The 16,188-nt window shown below is 74.0% G+C and carries 14 protein-coding genes; 10 read left to right on the top strand and 4 right to left on the bottom strand.

What is annotated here, in order from left to right:
• Window positions 1-78 precede the first annotated feature (78 nt).
• From EV371_RS24255 to EV371_RS24245, 4 genes are all read left to right on the top strand, one after another.
• Window positions 79-879: an ACT domain-containing protein gene (locus EV371_RS24255; protein ID WP_349340661.1), complete on the top strand. Its 801-nt coding sequence runs from the start codon at window positions 79-81 to the stop codon at window positions 877-879.
• 70 nt (window positions 880-949) lie between these two features.
• A complete protein-coding gene (locus tag EV371_RS34600; RefSeq protein WP_486484771.1) occupies window positions 950-1,516 on the top strand; it encodes an ACT domain-containing protein in 567 nt (188 codons plus the stop codon).
• 39 nt (window positions 1,517-1,555) lie between these two features.
• Window positions 1,556-2,038, top strand: a complete 483-nt coding sequence (locus EV371_RS34595; RefSeq protein WP_486484770.1) for a GNAT family N-acetyltransferase — start codon at window positions 1,556-1,558, stop codon at window positions 2,036-2,038.
• A gap of 522 nt (window positions 2,039-2,560) precedes the next feature.
• Window positions 2,561-5,416, top strand: coding sequence for a glycoside hydrolase family 9 protein (locus EV371_RS24245; protein WP_486484965.1), 2,856 nt, complete (start codon window positions 2,561-2,563; stop codon window positions 5,414-5,416).
• 214 nt (window positions 5,417-5,630) lie between these two features.
• Here EV371_RS24245 and EV371_RS24240 read toward each other — a convergent pair whose 3' ends face one another.
• Both EV371_RS24240 and EV371_RS24235 read right to left on the bottom strand, forming a co-directional pair.
• Window positions 5,631-5,936, bottom strand: a complete 306-nt coding sequence (locus EV371_RS24240) for a hypothetical protein (protein WP_130464087.1) — start codon at window positions 5,934-5,936, stop codon at window positions 5,631-5,633.
• A gap of 94 nt (window positions 5,937-6,030) precedes the next feature.
• Window positions 6,031-8,037 (bottom strand): glycoside hydrolase family 3 protein, encoded by a 2,007-nt coding sequence (locus tag EV371_RS24235; RefSeq protein WP_349340664.1) that lies wholly within the window; start codon window positions 8,035-8,037, stop codon window positions 6,031-6,033.
• A gap of 365 nt (window positions 8,038-8,402) precedes the next feature.
• Here EV371_RS24235 and EV371_RS24230 point away from each other — a divergent pair, with 365 nt between their 5' ends.
• The 3 genes from EV371_RS24230 to EV371_RS24220 all read left to right on the top strand — a co-directional run bounded on the left by EV371_RS24230 (window position 8,403) and on the right by EV371_RS24220 (window position 10,948).
• Entirely contained in the window at window positions 8,403-8,795 is a 393-nt protein-coding gene (locus EV371_RS24230; RefSeq protein WP_130464085.1) for an integrase, read from the top strand.
• Window positions 8,796-8,906: 111 nt separating this feature from the next.
• Window positions 8,907-9,470 (top strand): SigE family RNA polymerase sigma factor, encoded by a 564-nt coding sequence (locus tag EV371_RS24225; protein ID WP_130466181.1) that lies wholly within the window; start codon window positions 8,907-8,909, stop codon window positions 9,468-9,470.
• A complete protein-coding gene (locus EV371_RS24220; protein ID WP_130464084.1) occupies window positions 9,467-10,948 on the top strand; it encodes a WD40 repeat domain-containing protein in 1,482 nt (493 codons plus the stop codon). Before EV371_RS24225 ends, EV371_RS24220 begins: the two co-directional genes overlap by 4 nt.
• 73 nt (window positions 10,949-11,021) lie before the next feature.
• Here EV371_RS24220 and bsaP read toward each other — a convergent pair whose 3' ends face one another.
• Together bsaP and bioB are read right to left on the bottom strand one after the other, a co-directional pair.
• A complete protein-coding gene (gene bsaP, locus EV371_RS24215; protein WP_130464083.1) occupies window positions 11,022-11,222 on the bottom strand; it encodes a biotin synthase auxiliary protein BsaP in 201 nt (66 codons plus the stop codon).
• Between the two features lie 2 nt (window positions 11,223-11,224).
• Window positions 11,225-12,220: a biotin synthase BioB gene (bioB, locus tag EV371_RS24210; protein WP_130464082.1), complete on the bottom strand. Its 996-nt coding sequence runs from the start codon at window positions 12,218-12,220 to the stop codon at window positions 11,225-11,227.
• A gap of 298 nt (window positions 12,221-12,518) precedes the next feature.
• Here bioB and EV371_RS24205 point away from each other — a divergent pair, with 298 nt between their 5' ends.
• From EV371_RS24205 to EV371_RS24195, 3 genes are all read left to right on the top strand, one after another.
• Window positions 12,519-13,655: an aminotransferase class I/II-fold pyridoxal phosphate-dependent enzyme gene (locus tag EV371_RS24205; protein WP_130464081.1), complete on the top strand. Its 1,137-nt coding sequence runs from the start codon at window positions 12,519-12,521 to the stop codon at window positions 13,653-13,655.
• A gap of 46 nt (window positions 13,656-13,701) precedes the next feature.
• Window positions 13,702-14,406, top strand: a complete 705-nt coding sequence (gene bioD, locus EV371_RS24200; RefSeq protein ID WP_130466180.1) for a dethiobiotin synthase — start codon at window positions 13,702-13,704, stop codon at window positions 14,404-14,406.
• A 65-nt stretch (window positions 14,407-14,471) separates the two neighbouring features.
• Window positions 14,472-16,127: a histidine kinase gene (locus EV371_RS24195; RefSeq protein WP_130466179.1), complete on the top strand. Its 1,656-nt coding sequence runs from the start codon at window positions 14,472-14,474 to the stop codon at window positions 16,125-16,127.
• Window positions 16,128-16,188 lie beyond the last annotated feature (61 nt).

Genomic DNA, 16,188 nt, shown 5'->3' with positions numbered 1-16,188 from the left:
CGAAATGCTCATCGGGCAGCCTGGTTGACAGCTCGCCGGCGGCACGCGCGCCGGTCCGCCGACGGAGGGGGACGGAACATGTTGCTGAGGGTTCGGGTGACCCTGCCGGATCGCCCCGGAACGCTCGGTCAGGTCGCTCGCACGCTGGGGGTCGCCGGTGCCGACATCGTCGCGGTGGTGGTCCTGGAACGGCTGGGCGGCCGGGCCGTCGACGACTTCACGGTGGTCTGGCCCGGTGCCTCCCGGGTCGACCGGCTCTGTGCCGGGCTCGGCGCCATCCCCGGGGTACGGGTCGACGGCATGTGGCGGGCGATCGGCGCGTCGAGCGGGGGCGGACAGGACGCCGAGCTGCTCGCCCAGATCGCCGCGAACCCGGCCGACGGGCTCGCCACCCTCGTCGACGCGGTACCCGGCCTGCTGGCCGCCGACTGGGCCGCCGCGGCCGTGGTACCGGCGGACTGGGCGGCGCGGACCGGTCCGGGCGCCGGGACGGTCCGGGGCGGCGGGGCGCCCGCCGTGGCGTACGCGAGCTGGCGGGCACCGGCCCCGCTGGAGTTGCCCGAGGTGACCCCGCTGCGGGCCCGGGCGCTGGACGGGCCGGCGGGCACGCACTTCGCGGTCGCCCCGTTCGGCCGGGCGGGGCTGGTGCTGGTGCTGGCCCGGGTGGACGGCGACGGCCTGTCGGCGGCCGGTTTCCACGGAACCGAGGTGGACCGGATCGCCCACCTGGTGCGGGCCGCCGCGACGATCCTCGGCGACCGACTCGACCTGGTCAGCGCGCCACCGCCACCGACCAGCCCGGCCGGCGCGGGGCCGTCCAGGTCCGTCGGCGCGGGCCCGTCGCCGGGCCGCCGGTCGGGCGGTTGCCGGCGATCGTGACCCGGCCGGGCTGAGCCACGACAGGCGGGTGACAGCGGGGGCGGGCAGGCGGGACCGGGAAGGATCGCAGATGGCACTGTGGCAGCTCAGGGCGACCGTGGCCGACCGGCCGGGATTCCTCTCCGTACTCACCGCGAGCCTGGCACTGCGCGGGGTGAACATCCTGACCGTCCAGGTACACACCACCGAGGCGGGGGCGGTCGACGACTTCCTGGTGGACGCGCCGGCCGAGTTGACTGCGGACGACCTGGTCGCGGCGGTGCAGCGCGGGCGCGGCCGGGACTGCTGGGTGGCCCGCTGCGAGGCGCAGGGGCTGGCCGATCAGCCGACCCGGGCACTCGGCCTGGCCAGCCGGCTGGTACGCGACCCGGGCGCCCTCGATGAGTCGCTGCGCAGCCTGCTCGGCGCGGACTCGGTCACCTGGCGGCCGGTGGCGGCCGGCCCGACCGGTGCGGAGCGGGGCTCCGGGGCGATGCGACTGCCCGACCCGTACGGCGGCTCGTTCGAGGTGCACCGGGCGGCCCCGAGCTTCACCCCGGCCGAGTACGCCCGGGCCCGGGCACTGGTGGAACTGGCCGGTGCGGTGGCCAGGCGGGCCGTCGATCCGGTGACCCTGGTGCTGTCGGACGGTGCCTAGCTGACCGTACGTCCCGCTCTCCCCGAGGACCTACCGGCGGTGCTCGCTATGCACCGGCGCTGTTCGGCGCGGAGCCTGCGCCTGCGCTATCCGGCCAGCGGTGCGGCGACGCCGGGACGGCTGCGCCGGCTGCTCTCCCCGGCGCGCGGGGTCGCCCTGCTGGCCTGCGCGGGTGGCGCGGACGGCCAGCCCGAGCGGGTGGTGGCGATGGCGAACCTGGCGGCCGAGGGGATGCTCGCCGAACTCGCCCTGCTGGTCGAGGAGGGCTGGCAGCGGCGTGGTCTCGGTGGCGCCCTGTCTCGCCGCCTGGTCGGGTACGGCACCCGGGCCGGCTACGCCGCGCTGCTCGCACACACCCCGGCGGGAAACGTCGGGATGCTGCGCATCCTGGACCGGCTGTCCCTCCCGAGCACGGTGGACCGGGACGGCGAGCTGCTGACCGTCACGGTGTCACTGCACGACCGGCCCGCCGTGGCGCCCCCCGTGCCCGCGCCTCCGCCCGTCGAGCTCCCGACCCCCTGAGATCCCCACCGCCGCCAAGGGGAGTCCTTCTGCTCGTAGTGCCCTCCGGCGCCCAGCGAAGGCACTATTTCCCTGAAACAGTACGATCCTGCGCTCGTCGCGGACGAGGGGTCGGCGGTTTGGGTGCTTCACAAACCGGCAATGGCGCGGTTACATTGTTGGCTATCCATGGGAGCGCTCCCGGGCTTCGATGGACCAAGATCCAACCCCCTCGCACCGGCATCACCGCAGCACGGTTTTCCCAGGCCCAGCACCCGCGTCGTGCACCGCGCAGGGAGAGGGGCGGATGCGCCCACATCCGCCCCTCGTGTCCTCCGCTACGCGTCGCCGCGCGCGGCTCCACGGACAGGAGCAATTCTAGTGCGCGACCGCATCGCCCCGGCCCGGCCGAACGGGCAACGTCCCCGGCCCGGTCCCCGGCCCAAACCAGGCGCCCGGCAACGCCTCGACGGTCGGCAGCGACCCGACGGCCGGCAGCGACCCGACCGCGGCCAGCGGCCGGGCCGCTGGTACCTCCGCGCGGTGGCCGCCGGCACCACCGCGCTGGCCGCCGCCGCGGCGCTGGTCCTCACCGGGGTCGCCCCGGCCGCCGCCGCACCGTCACCGGACGGCCCGACCGCCGGAGCGGGAGCGGCCGCGGCCGCCGCGCCGGCCTTCAACTACGCCGAGGCGCTACAGAAGTCGCTCTACTTCTACGAGGCGCAGCAGTCCGGCGAGCTGCCCGACTGGAACCGGGTCTCCTGGCGCGGCGACTCGGCGCTGACCGACGGCTCCGACGTCCGGCTCGACCTCACCGGCGGCTGGTACGACGCCGGTGACCACGTCAAGTTCGGCTTCCCGATGGCGTTCAGCACCACCATGCTGGCCTGGGGCGCGGTCGAGTACCGCAGCGGCTACCAGGCCTCCGGCCAGCTTCCGCACCTGCTCAACAACCTGCGCTTCGTCAACGACTACTTCATCAGGGCACACCCGTCCGCGAACGTCCTCTACGGACAGGTCGGCAAGGGCGACGACGACCACAAGTGGTGGGGTCCGGCCGAGGTGCTGCCGATGGCGCGGCCGGCGTACAAGATCGATGCCAGCTGTGGCGGCTCGGACCTGGCCGGCGAGACGGCGGCGGCGATGGCCGCCTCCTCGATGGTGTTCCGCCCCACCGACCCGGCCTACGCGGACCGGCTGGTCACGCACGCCCGCCAGCTCTACAGCTTCGCCGACACCGTGCGCCGGGCCTACCACGAGTGCATCACGGACGTGACGAACTTCTACCGATCCTGGAGCGGCTACCAGGACGAACTCGTCTGGGGCGCGATCTGGCTCTACCGGGCCACCGGGGACGCCAGCTACCTGACCAAGGCGGAGACCGAGTACGACCGGCTCGGCACCGAGCAGCAGTCGAGTACCCGGATGTACAAGTGGACGGTGGCCTGGGACAACAAGCAGTTCGGCGCGTACGTGCTGCTGGCCAACCTGACCGGCAAGCAGAAGTACGTCGACGACGCCAACCGCTGGCTCGACTACTGGACCGTCGGAGTGAACGGGGAGAAGGTGCGCACCTCCCCGGGCGGGATGGCGGTGCTGGACACCTGGGGCGCGCTGCGGTACGCCGCCAACACCGCGTTCGCGGCGCTGGTCTACGCCGACAAGACCACCGACGCGACCCGGAAGACCCGGTATCACGACTTCGCGGTCCGGCAGATCAACTACGCCCTCGGCGACAACCCGCGCAACTCCAGTTACATGATCGGCTTCGGCGCCAACCCGCCGAAGAACCCGCACCACCGCACCGCGCACGGCTCCTGGTGGGACAGCATGCAGGTGCCGGAGGCGACCCGGCACACCCTCTACGGCGCCCTGGTCGGCGGCCCGTCCTCGCCGAACGACGCGTACACCGACAACCGGAGCGACTACGTGATGAACGAGGTCGCCACCGACTACAACGCCGGGCTGACCTCCGCGCTGGCCCGGCTCGTCTCCGAGTACGGCGGCACGGCGCTGGCGAACTTCCCGCCGACCGAGACGCCGGACATCGACGAGATCACCGTGGAGACCACGGTGATGCAGGCCGAGCCGAGGGCGACCGGGATCAAGGCGATCGTCTACAACAAGTCCGCCTTCCCGGCCCGGGCGCTGACCGACTCCTCGTTCCGGTACTACTTCCGGCCGGAGGGCGACAGCGCGATCCAGGTGACCAGCGGCTACACCCAGGGCTGCCCGGCACCGACGGCCGCCCGGCAACTCTCCGGCGACATCTGGTACGTCGAGGTCGACTGCTCCGACTACACCATCGCCCCGGCGGGACAGTCGGCGCACCGGATGGAGGTGCAGTTCAAGATCGGCGTACCCGAGGGCGGCACCTGGGATCCGAGCAACGACCCGTCGTACCAGGCCGCCGCCGGGCCGAACCCGAAGGTGGCCCTCTACGAGGGCGGCTCGCTGATCTGGGGCAGCGAACCGGCACCGTCGGCCCCGGACACCACCGCGCCGAGCCGGCCGGGCACCCCGAGCGCCGCCGGGGTCACCGCCACCGGTGCCACCCTGAGCTGGGCCGCCGCCACCGACGACGTCGGGGTCACCGGCTACGACGTGTACCGGGAGAACGGCGCCACCGACGTCCTGCTGGGCTCGGTGCCGACCCCGACGTTCGCGGTGACCGGGCTGGCGGCCGAGACGACGTACCAGTTCTACGTGGTGGCCAAGGACGCCGCCGGCAACCGCTCGACGGCGTCCGCGCCGGTCTCGGTGACCACCAGTCCGGCCGGGACCGGCGACACCACCCCGCCCGGTACGCCCGGCGGGCTGACCGTCTCGGCGGTGACGACCAGCGGGGCGACCCTGGGCTGGACCGCATCCACCGACGACGTCGGGGTCACCGGTTACCGGGTCTACCGGGAGGCCGGCGCCACGGACGTGCTGCTCGGCACGGTGACCGGCACGACGTACCCGGTCACCGGGTTGACGGCCGGCACCACGTACCAGTTCTACGTGGTCGCGTTCGACGCGGCCGGCAACGTCTCGGCGGCGTCGGCGCCGGTCTCGGTGACCACCACCGCCGAGCCGGCCAGCGGCTGCCGGATCGGCTGGACCAGCAACGACTGGGGTACCGGGTTCAGCGGCACCGTGACCGTCACCAACACCGGGACGAGCACGATCCAGGGCTGGACGCTGGAGTTCGCTTTCACCGCCGGCCAGCGGATCACCCAGGCCTGGTCGGCCACCGTCACCCAGTCCGGAACGGCGGTGACCGCCACCAACCTCTCCTACAACGGCACGCTCGCCCCGGGCGCCTCGACCAGCTTCGGCTTCAACGGCACACACACCGGCAGCAACCCCCGGCCGGCGTCGTTCACGCTCAACGGCGCGGCCTGCGCGACCGGCTGAACCGTCCCTGGCCGGTCCCCGCCGGGGCCGTCGGGTGGTACCAGCAGGCCACCTGACGGCCCCGGTCCGGCGGGCCGAGCCGTCCGTGCCCCGGCCCAGCTACCGCAGGAAGCCGCGGTGATGCGCCGGCAGCCGCACGCCGGGATCCCTTGGTCCGACGCCCGGGCACCCCACCGACCGGTCCAGCGCGCCCGGATGCACGGGCCCGGTCCGGTCAGTGGCCGTGCCGTTCCGCGATCCGGTCGACCGCCTGCTTCGCCTCCCGCAGCCCCACGCCGGTGGCGTCCCGGTACGCCTTGATCGCCGCGATCCGCTGTCCCTTCTCGAGGTACGCCGACACCTCGGGCAGGACCGGCTCGGCATCGGTCAGGCCGAGATGCTCCATCACCAGGTCGAGCTTGCGTTCGACCCGGCGCAGCCGGGCGATGCCGTCCCGGTGGCGTCGCGCGGCCGACGACGACTCCGTCCAGAGCAGCACGAGCAGGGGGAGTACGACGGCGAGGAGGAGCCAGGAATCCATTCAAGCACGGTACGGCGGGAAGCCGTCCTGCGGACGTCGCCGCCGCCGGCTTCCGGATCACCGGGCCGGCGGCGGCGCCTCGTCGACCCTGGCCTCAGCGGGTCCGCAGCCCGTACCCGTACGGGAAGAGCGGGCGGTAGTTCCGGTCACCGACGTTGATCGGCACCTGCGCCTCGCTGCGCGGCCAGCTCACCGAGAGCCGGCCGGTGAACGGCCGCCGGCCGAAGAGCACGTCGGCCACGCCGGCCCCCTCGCTACCGGGCAGCCAGGAGGCGACCAGCGCGTCCATCTGGCCGAGCTGGTCGGTGACCACCTGCGGCCGTCCGGAGACGACGAGCACCACGCAGGTGTCGATCGCGCCGCAGACCCGCTCGATGACCGCCCTGTCGCCGGCCTGGAGGGAGAGCGACTTCTCCTCCTGCTGCGGCGTCGTGCACCAGGCGCACTCCGGGCCGCCGACGTCACCGAACCCCTCGGCGTACGGCGTCTCGCCGACCACCACGACGGCGACGTCCGAGCCGGCGGTCGGCGCGGAGCCGTCCGCGCTGTAGGTGACCCGGGCGCGCGGCGCCACCTCGCGGATGCCCTCCAGGATCGTGGTACCCGGGATGATGTCGCCGGAGGCGCCCTGCCAGGTGATGGTCCAGCCGCCGGCCTGGTTGCCGATGTCGTCGGCGTTGCGGCCGGCGACGTAGATCCTGGCGTCCCTGCGCAGCGGCAGCGCCCGGTTGCTGTTCTTCAGCAGCACCTGCGACTCGGCGACCGCCCGTCGGGCCAGCGCCCGGTGCGCGCGGCTGCCGACCTCGTCGACGTCGTCGGCGGAGGCGTACGGGCGCTCGAAGAGGCCGATCTCGAACTTGGCGCGCAGGATCCGGCGTACCGCGTCGTCGATCCGGGACTGGCTGACCCGGCCGGCCCGCACCTCGGCGAGGAGCAGGTCGATGAAGTGCTTCGCGTTGTTCGGCACCATGAACATGTCGATGCCGGCGTTCACCGACGTCCGTACCTTGTACGCGGTCAGCCCGGCCACGCCCGGCTCGTCCGGGTCGGGGATCTGGTGGATGCCCTCCCAGTCCGAGACGACGAAGCCCTTGAACCGCTGCGCCCCCTTGAGCACATCGGTGAGCAGCTCCTTGTGCGCGTGCATCTTCACCGGGTTGCCGATCCCGTCCTCGATCCAGTCCACGCTGGAGAACGACGGCATCACGCTGTCCACGTCGTGCCGGCGCAGCGCGGTCCAGAACGGTGCGAGGTTGGTGCGGGCGAAGTCGGCCCGGGTGGTGACGGTGACGCCCTGGTCGATGACGTACCGCTGGGAGCCGGGCGGCAGGCTCTCGTTGGCGTCGGCGGCGGCCTGGTCGTACTCGGTGTCGCCGTCCCCGGCGTAGTGCTTGACGGTGGCCAGCACCCCGGCGTCGCGCAGCCCGTCGATGTAGCTGCTCAGCTCGCCGACGAGCCTCGGCTCCTCGCTGAACGCCTCGTACGCCCGGCCCCAGCGCTCGTCCCGGGACACGCAGAGGCACGGGGCGAAGTTCCACGGGATGCCGGTGGCCTTCACCTCCTCGCCGGTCGCCTTGCCGATCTGCCGGACGAGCGCCGGGTTGCGGGTCGCGCCGAGGCCGATGTTGTGCGGGAAGACGGTGGCACCGTAGACGTTGGCATGCCCGTGCACCGCGTCGACGCCGTAGATGATCGGGATGCCTAGCCGGGTGCTCATGGCTTGCCGCTGGAAGTTGTTGATCATCGACACCCAGGCTTCCGGGGTGTTCGGGGTGGGGACGGAACCGCCGCCGGAGAGCAGCGAACCGAGGCCCCACTGGGCGACCAGCGTCGGGTCGGCGTCCACCGCCGCCCGCTCGGCCTGGGCCATCTGGCCGACCTTCTCGGCCAGGGTCATCCGGCGGAGCAGGTCGTCCACCCGCCGGTCGATGGGCAGCCTCGCGTTGCGGTAGTCGGGCTTGCCGCCGTGCCCGGCCGCGATGGCTCCGGTGGCGGTGCCCTCGGGTGCCGCCGCCGCGCTGCCGGCGGGTAGCAGCGAGGTGATCAGTACTCCGGTGAGCAGCGTTATCAGTGATGTCCGGGATCGCGAGTGTGGACGCATGTCGTGCCTCCAGAACGGATCGGGTGCGCGCCACGCCCGATCCTGCCGTCGGCGATAAGACAACGTCAATATCTGACTGTAAGGAGTCCTTCCTGAAAGCGCTCTTTGTGTAGCCTTCTGTTCGCTTTCATAGGGATTCATGGGGTGAACTTTGTCAGTGCCGCAGGACCGGGTGACGGCTTCGCCTCCGGCCCGGAACCGGCGGATCTGCCCCGCAGCTTCGCAGACCCGCCGGCCGACCGGCATCGGCGCGGACCCTCCCCGGTCCGTGGTCGCCGTACCCTCGGCAAGTGAAGCGGACCGGGGCATCCCGGGGCGGTAGCCGCGCCGCGTTGGCCCGAAATCGAGAAGGGGTGGACGTCGCCGTGAAGTCCAGACTGCGTCGGCTGTACGCCCACGACCGAGAGTTCGCCTGGACGGCCCGGATCCACTACGTCCGGACCGGGCAGGGGGCGCGCCGGTGCGTCCGGGTACGCGTCTGGGGCGCCGGCAAGAACAGCCGGGCCCTCCAGGCGGACCTGCTCTCCACGCCGGACTCGGCGGGACAAGGCGACCGAGAGGTCATCGACGACGGGTATCCCGGGCCGAGGCACGTGCGGGCGGTGATCGACCACGCCCTCCGGCACGGCTGGCAACCGGAGGAGATCGGCGGCACCTTCGTGCTGACCGGCGCCGGGCACGCCGAGGCGCTGCTCCTGCCCGGGTTCGTCGTCACCGATCTGCTGCTGCTCGCCGAGCGGGCGACGCCCGGCGGATAAGCGCTGCCGGTTTCCCGTGGCCGGGCGGTCGTGGATCGGCAACCCGTGCCACCGCCGGGTCCACCCACCCGAGCGAACCATCCCGAGCGTGGTGATGGTCAGGAGGTGCGTGTGGATCCAGAGGAGTCGTTCCGGGAGTACGTCGCGGGCCGGGTGGCGGCGCTGTCCCGCACCGCGTATCTGCTGACCGGCGACCGGCACCTGGCCGAGGACCTGGTGCAGCTCACCCTGATCCGGGTGGCCCGACGCTGGGAGCGGCTGGTCTCCCGAGGCGACCCGGACGCGTACGTCCGGCGGACCCTCTACACCCAGCACGTCTCGATGTGGCGGCGCCGGTGGCGGGTGGTCGAGTTGCGCGCCGAACCGCCGGAGGTGACCGCTCCGGACAGCACGGAAGGGCTGGCCAGAGCCCTGGTGGTACGCGACGCGCTGCGCCGGCTCGCGCCACGGCAGCGCGCCGTGCTGGTGCTGCGCTACTTCGAGGATCTGACCGAGGTGGAGGCGGCCGCCGCACTCGGCTGCTCGGTCTCCACCGTCAAGAGCCAGACCCGGGACGCGTTGGCCCGGCTGCGGAGTCTCGCTCCCGAGCTGGCCGAGTTGATCGGCCCGGGCACGGCCGGCGGGCGACCCTCGACCGTGCACGTGTCGGCGGTGGACAGGGAGGGACGAGGATGAGCGACGGGCTGCGTACGGTCCTGGCCGAACTCGCCGACCGGATGCCGCCGGCATCCCCCGGCGACGTGTGGCGGGCCGGGCGGCGGATGCGCCGACGCGACCGGCTCCGGCTGGCCACCCGGCTGGCCGTGGTGCTGGCGGTGCTGGTCTGCCTGGTGCCTCAGGTGCTGCGCTACCGGCCGCTGGCGGAGCCGGCCGGCGGCCAGGCGGCGGTGCCGAACCGGGTCTGGACCCCGTGGATGTGGCAGGGCACGGTCGGGCAGGATCCGAACGGGCCGGCGACGCTGCTGTTCAGCGGCGACGGGCTCGGACTGCGCGGCACCGACCTCTTCGACCACGAGGGCAAGGTGGCGGTGGTCGGGCAGGACGGGTCGTACCGGATGCTGCTGTACGGCGGAGCGGAGACCGTCGCCGGGGAGGCGGTGCAGATCTCCCCCGACGGCAGGTACGTGGTGCAGGGGCATCTCGCCGGCGCCGAGCGGGGCTGGCTGGTCGTCACCGACCTGGTCGACGGGCGCAGCCGGACGGTCACCGGACCGGAGGGCCGGACCTGCTGCGCCACCCCGCTCGCCTGGGCCCCGGACGGCGGTGCGGTGCTCGCCATGGAGACCTCGGAGACGCCGGTCGGCGTCGATCCGGTCACCGGGTACGTGATCCAGCCGGCCAGGCTGGTGCTGCACGACCTGACCACCGGGACCAGCCGGGTGCTGGTGGACGAACTGGGCGACCGGTGGAAGCTGCGTACCGCGTCCCTGGTCGCCTTCTCCCCGGACGGCCGCTGGATCGCGGTCAGCCAGGGCAGCCGGGTGAGCCTGGTCAGCCGGACCGGCGCGGTGGCCTGGAGCCGGGACCTCGGCCCCGGACGCCACCTGGCCGGAGTGGGTGCGTTCACCCCGGACGGCCGGCGGATCGCCACGGTGACCCTGGACGGCTGCCGGGACGAGTGCGACAGTGTCGCGCTGGCCGCCCGGACCTGGCGGTTCGGCTACCTCGACGCGCGGACCGGTGCGGACGGCACCGGGGCGGCGTTCGGACCGGTCACCGCGATGGCGGTCCGGATGCTCGGCTGGCGGCTCGGCACCGACCCGGTCGTGTTGACCTACCGGCCCGAGGGTGGTGCCCGGAGCGGTCCGGGGTTCAACGACACCGGATGGTGGGAGGTCGGCGACGCCACCCTGGTCGCGCTGCGGCCCGGTGGCGGCTCGGAGGTGTTGGTCGACTCCCCGGGCGAGGTGCTGGCGATGGACGTACCCCGGAATCTGCTCGAAGCCGGCCGGTTCGGCGGACCCGCCCGGGCGCCGGCGCCCCTTCCGGCCCGGCCGGTCGCGCTGGTCCTGGCCGTCCCGCTCGGCCTGCTGCTGATCGTCGTCGGCGTCCCACTGGCCGTGCTGTTCGGGTCGTGGCGTCGACGGCGCAGCCGGGCGGACGGCCTCCGGCACCCCCGACCCGGGGCAGGTGCCGGCGGGATTCCGGCCTGACCGGCCCGGACGGGTGCGAACCACGCCGGGCCGGCGCCCTGCCGGGCTCCCGGCGTGGCCCGGTATCCAGGGGTCAGCCGGCGGAGGTGGTCTCGCCGTGCGCGACGCAGACCGCCGACCAGCCGGAGGGAAGCACCTGGACCTTCATCCTGCGCCGGCAGGAGGCGCAGAAGCGCGGCGGCTCGAACTCGCGGGCGGCCCGGCAGGCGTCGTGGCTGCCGGTGGCGGCGGCCTCGCCGCACCGGTCGCACCAGTTGGCCGTCTCCGTCGACATCGTCACAGCGTCGCCGAGAGCGCCTTCACCGGCATCTTCAGCTCGTCCAGCAGCGCCAGGTCCTGGCCGGCCGGGCGGCCCAGGGTGGTCAGGTAGTTGCCCACGATCACCGCGTTGATCCCGCCGAGCAGGCCGTCCCGGGTGCCGAGGTCGCCGAGGGTGATCTCGCGGCCGCCGGCGTACCGGAGGATGGTCCGGGGCATCGCCAGCCGGAACGCGGCGATGGCCCGCAGCGCGTCGCGCGGCGCGACCACCGGCTGGTCGCCCAGCGGGGTGCCCGGCCGGGGGTTGAGAAAGTTCAGCGGCACCTCGTGCGGGTCCAGCTCGGCGAGCTGCGCGGCGAACTCGGCCCGCTGCTCGACGGTCTCGCCCAGCCCCAGGATGCCGCCGCAGCAGACCTCCATGCCCGAGGCGCGGACCATCCGCAGCGTCTCCCAGCGCTCCTCCCACGAGTGCGTGGTCACCACGTTCGGGAAGAAGGAGCGGCAGGTCTCCAGGTTGTGGTTGTAGCGGTGCACCCCCATCGCGACCAGCTCGTCGACCTGGTCCTGGGTGAGCATCCCGAGCGAGGCGGCGACCTGGATGTCCACCTCGGCCCGGATCGCGGCGACGCCCTCGCGCATCTGCTTCATCAGCCGCTCGTCCGGGCCCCGGACCGCCGCGACGATGCAGAACTCGGTGGCCCCGGTGGCGGCGGTCTGTTTCGCCGCCTCGACCAGGGACGGGATGTCGAGCCAGACCGACCGGACCGGCGAGGCGAACAGCCCGGACTGCGAGCAGAAGTGGCAGTCCTCCGGGCAGCCGCCGGTCTTCAGCGAGACGATCCCCTCGACCTCGACCTCCGGGCCGCACCAGCGGACCCGCACCTCGTGCGCGAGCTGGAGCGTCGCCGACAGGTGCTCGTCGGGCAGCCGCAACACGGCGAGCACACCGGCCTCGTCGAGACCGACACCACCATCGAGCACCTGGGTACGGGCCCGGTCGAGGATTTCTGGCATGGGTCGTACCCTACAAGCGGACCGCCGATCGATGTCGGCCCCACCCGCCGAGCTGCCCGGACGGCGCTGCGGACGTACCGGCCGGGGTCCGACCGGTACGGCGGACGGCCAAAGACCGCGACGGGTGGTATTTTCGCCGGTCGGGGCCCGTCGCGCGGGCGACGCCACCGGCTCCAGGTCGCGCGACCCGCCGACCGGGCCCGACTTCCGCGGGGTCCGGCGGGCCGCAACTGCGGAACGTGCGGCGATCGGGTTTCCGACAGCGCCCGGGGGCGGACGCGGACCAGTGGGGGTGGCGGTGCCGAGCTGGCTGGAGGGTCTCGACCGGCGGGCGCGGCTGCGCGCCAAGGCCGGGCTGAGCCGCCGGCTGCGGCCGAGGAGCGCCGTCGAGGACACGGTCGACCTCGCCGGCAACGACTACCTGGGACTCTCCCGTCATCCGGCGGTGATCGCCGCCGCTGCGGAGGCCCTGGCCGGGTACGGCCTCGGCGCCACCGGGTCCCGGCTGGTACGCGGCTCCACCGAGGCACACCACGCGCTGGAGTCCACTCTCGCCGACTGGCTCGGCACCGGGCGGGCCCTGGTCTACTCCTCGGGCTACCTCGCCAACCTCGGCGCGGTCCGCGCCCTGGTGCAGCCCCGCACCCTGCTGATCTCCGACGCGCACAACCACGCCTCGCTGATCGACGGTTGCCGGCTCTCCGGCGCGGAGACCCGGGTCACCCCGCACCTGGACGTCGACGCGGTCGAGGCGGCCCTGGCCGGGGCACCGGGCCGGCCGGCGGTGGTGGTCACCGAGTCGGTCTTCTCGGTCGACGGCGACCTCGCCCCGCTCGGGCGGTTGCACGCGGTGGCCCGCAGGTACGGCGCCCTGCTGCTGGTCGACGACGCGCACGCGCTCGGGGTACTCGGTCCGGCCGGGGCGGGCGCGGTGGCCGGTGCCGGGCTGGCCGGTGAGCCCGACGTGGTGGTGACGGCGACCCTCTCCAAGGCGCTGGGCGGAGCCGGCGGGGTGGTGGCCGGGCCGGTCGAGCTGGTCCGGCACCTGATCGACACCGGCCGCACCTTCATCTACGACACCGCCCCGCCGCCGGCGGTGGTCGCCGGGGTGCGCGCCGCCGCCGGGCTGGCCCGGGTCGGCGACCCGCTCCGGGCCGAGCTGGCCGACCGGGCGGCCGCGGCGACCCGCCGGCTCGGAGCGGCCGGGCTGGAGGTCTCCGCACCGGCCGCCGGGGTGGTCTCGGTGACCGCGCCCGGCCCGGAAACCGCGGTGACCTGGGCGGCGGACTGCCGGGACCGGGGTGTCGCGGTCGGCTGCTTCCGGCCGCCGTCGACCCCGGACAACCGCTCCCGGCTGCGGTTGACCATCAACGTCGGCATCGACCGGGCCGACTTCGACCGGGCCCTCGGCGTGATCGTGGAGTGTGCCCCGTGACCGGGACCGGAGGTGTCTGGTGAGTAGCGTGGCGTGGCGGGGCCCGATCCTGGTCACCGGCACCGACACCGACGTGGGCAAGACGGTGGTCACCGCGGCGATCACCGCCGCCGCCCAGGCCGCCGGGCTGCGGGTCGCGGTCATCAAGCCCGGCCAGACCGGTACGGCGACCGGGGCGGAATCCGACGTCGACACGGTGAACCGGTTGGCCGCGCCGATGACCGCGCGCACCCTGGTCAGCTATCCCGATCCGCTGTCACCGCTGGCGGCGGCCCGGGTCGCCCAGGCCGAGCCCCTGGAGCTGTACGCGGTCGCCGACGAGATCAGGGCCGACGCGGAAAAGCACGACCTGGTACTCGTCGAGGGGGCCGGCGGGCTGCTGGTTCCGATGGGGCTGCGCCCGTCCGGCGAGGCGTGGACCCTCGCCGACCTGGCGGTGTCGATCGGCGCCCCGGCGGTGGTGGTCACCCGGGCCGGGCTCGGCACGCTGAACCACACCGCGCTCACCCTGGAGGCGCTGGACCGGCGCGCGGTGCCCTGCGGCGTGGTGCTCGGCGCCTGGCCGGCCGAGCCCGAGCTGGTGCACTGGGCCAACCTGCGGGAACTGGTCCCGAACACGATCGGCGGGCTGCCGGACGGGGCCGGCACCCTGGAGCCCGGGGTGTTCCGCCGCTCCGCGCCGGGCTGGCTCACCCCGGCCCTGTACGGCGTGCTCGACGACTGGCGGGCCTGGGCCGAGGAGGTCAGTTGACCAGGCCGGTTGCTGACTTTCGTCAGTAACCGGCCGGCGACGGCGGCTTGTAGCCTGGCCGGGTGATGGCCGGAATCCCGCGCGGGAGGGGTGCGCGAGCTGGGCGTGGCCGGCGACGACCTGCCGGCGCGCTGCGCCGGCGCGACCGCATCCTCGACCTGGCCCTCTGGTCGGTGATCTCGGCACCGATCGCGGTGGCGCTGCTCACCCCGCCGCATTCGTCCTGGCTCCCCGTCCGGCTGGTCGGTTCGTTGCTGGTGACCGGACTCGCGGTGCTGGCCAGCCGGCGGGCGCCGCTGCTCGGGCTGCTGCTGGTGGTGCTGCCGACGGTCGGGGACGGCAATTTCCTGTTCGGGATTCCGGTGTTGAGCTATCTCGTCGGGTTGCGCGAGCGCCGCTGCGCCCCGGCCGCACTGCTCTTCGCCGGAGTCGGGTTCGGCGGTACGGTCCTCAACCTCGGCCTGCTCGGCACCGACGCCGAGGTCTGGTTCCTGCTCGCCGGCACGCTGCTGTTCGGCGGCGTCTTCCCGTGGCTGGTCGGCCGTTACCACCGACAGCACCGGGCCCTGGTGCTGGCCGGCTGGGAGCAGGCGGACCTGCTGGAGCGGGAGCAGCGCGGTGCCGCCGAGCGGATCCGGATGCGGGAGCGGGCCCGGATCGCCCAGGACATGCACGACTCGCTCGGCCACGACCTGAGCCTGATCGCGTTGCGGGCCGGCGCCCTGGAGGTGGCGGCGGACCTGGACGAGCGGCACCGGCGGGCCGCCGGGGAGCTGCGGGCCAGCGTCGCGCTCGCCACCGACCGGCTCCGCCAGGTCATCGGGGTACTCCGGGACGACGCCGAGCCGGCGCCCACCCGACCACCGGGAGAACGGGTCGAGGAACTCGTCGCCCGGGCCCGGGCCGCCGGGATGGCGGTACGCCTGCTGGTCGAGGAGGACTCCCCGGCGGCCGGGCCCGAGGCCCCCGTACCGCCGATGGTGCAGCGGGCGGTCTGCTCGGTGGTGCAGGAGGCGCTGACCAACGCGACCCGGCACGCCCCGGGTGCCGCCGTGACGGTGGCGGTGCACCGGGGCACCGACCGGGTCTCGGTGCGGGTCGGCAACGACCGACCACCGGCCGGAGCACTGCCCGGGGTCCGGGGCGCCGGGTCCGGCCTGGTCGGGCTCCGCGAGCGGGTACGCCTGGCCGGCGGCACCCTGCGGGCCGGCCCGGACGGCGGCGGCTTCGAGGTGTACGCGGAACTGCCGACCGGGCTTCCGTCGGAGACCGGGCCCGCCGCACCACCGGAGGCGGCGTACCCGGGCCGGTGGCCGGTGGTGGACGTGCCGGCGCCGCCGGCCGGGCCGGCCGGAGCCGTCACCGCGCACCGGCTGCGCTCGGCCCGGCAGCGGGTCCGGCGCAGCCTGCTGGCCGCGTTCACCGTCCCGGTCGCGATCGGTCTCCTGCTGGTGCTCGCCTACTATCCGATCGCCACCTTCGGCGCCGTGCTGGACTCCGACCGGTACGCGCGGCTGGAGATGGGGCAGGACCGGGCCGAAGTGCGCGACCTGCTGCCGGACCGGCAGGTCGTCGCGCCGTCCGCTGCTGCCGCCCGGCCGGTGCCGGCCGGTGCCACCTGCGAGTTCTATTCCGACGGAGCCTTCCCGTTCGGGCAGGCCGTCTACCGGGTCTGCTTCCTGCACGGGCGGCTGGTGGTGAAGGACCGCCTCGGCGGTTGACCGCCCCGCCCGCCCCGCCGCTGCCGTGCCAACCGCCGGCGGTGGCCCGTACCGAGTTGAG

The sequence above is a fragment of the Plantactinospora sp. CNZ321 genome (genome assembly GCF_004217235.1).
The sequence above is the reverse complement of the archived record's forward strand: the minus strand, read 5'-3'. Positions and strand labels throughout refer to the sequence as shown.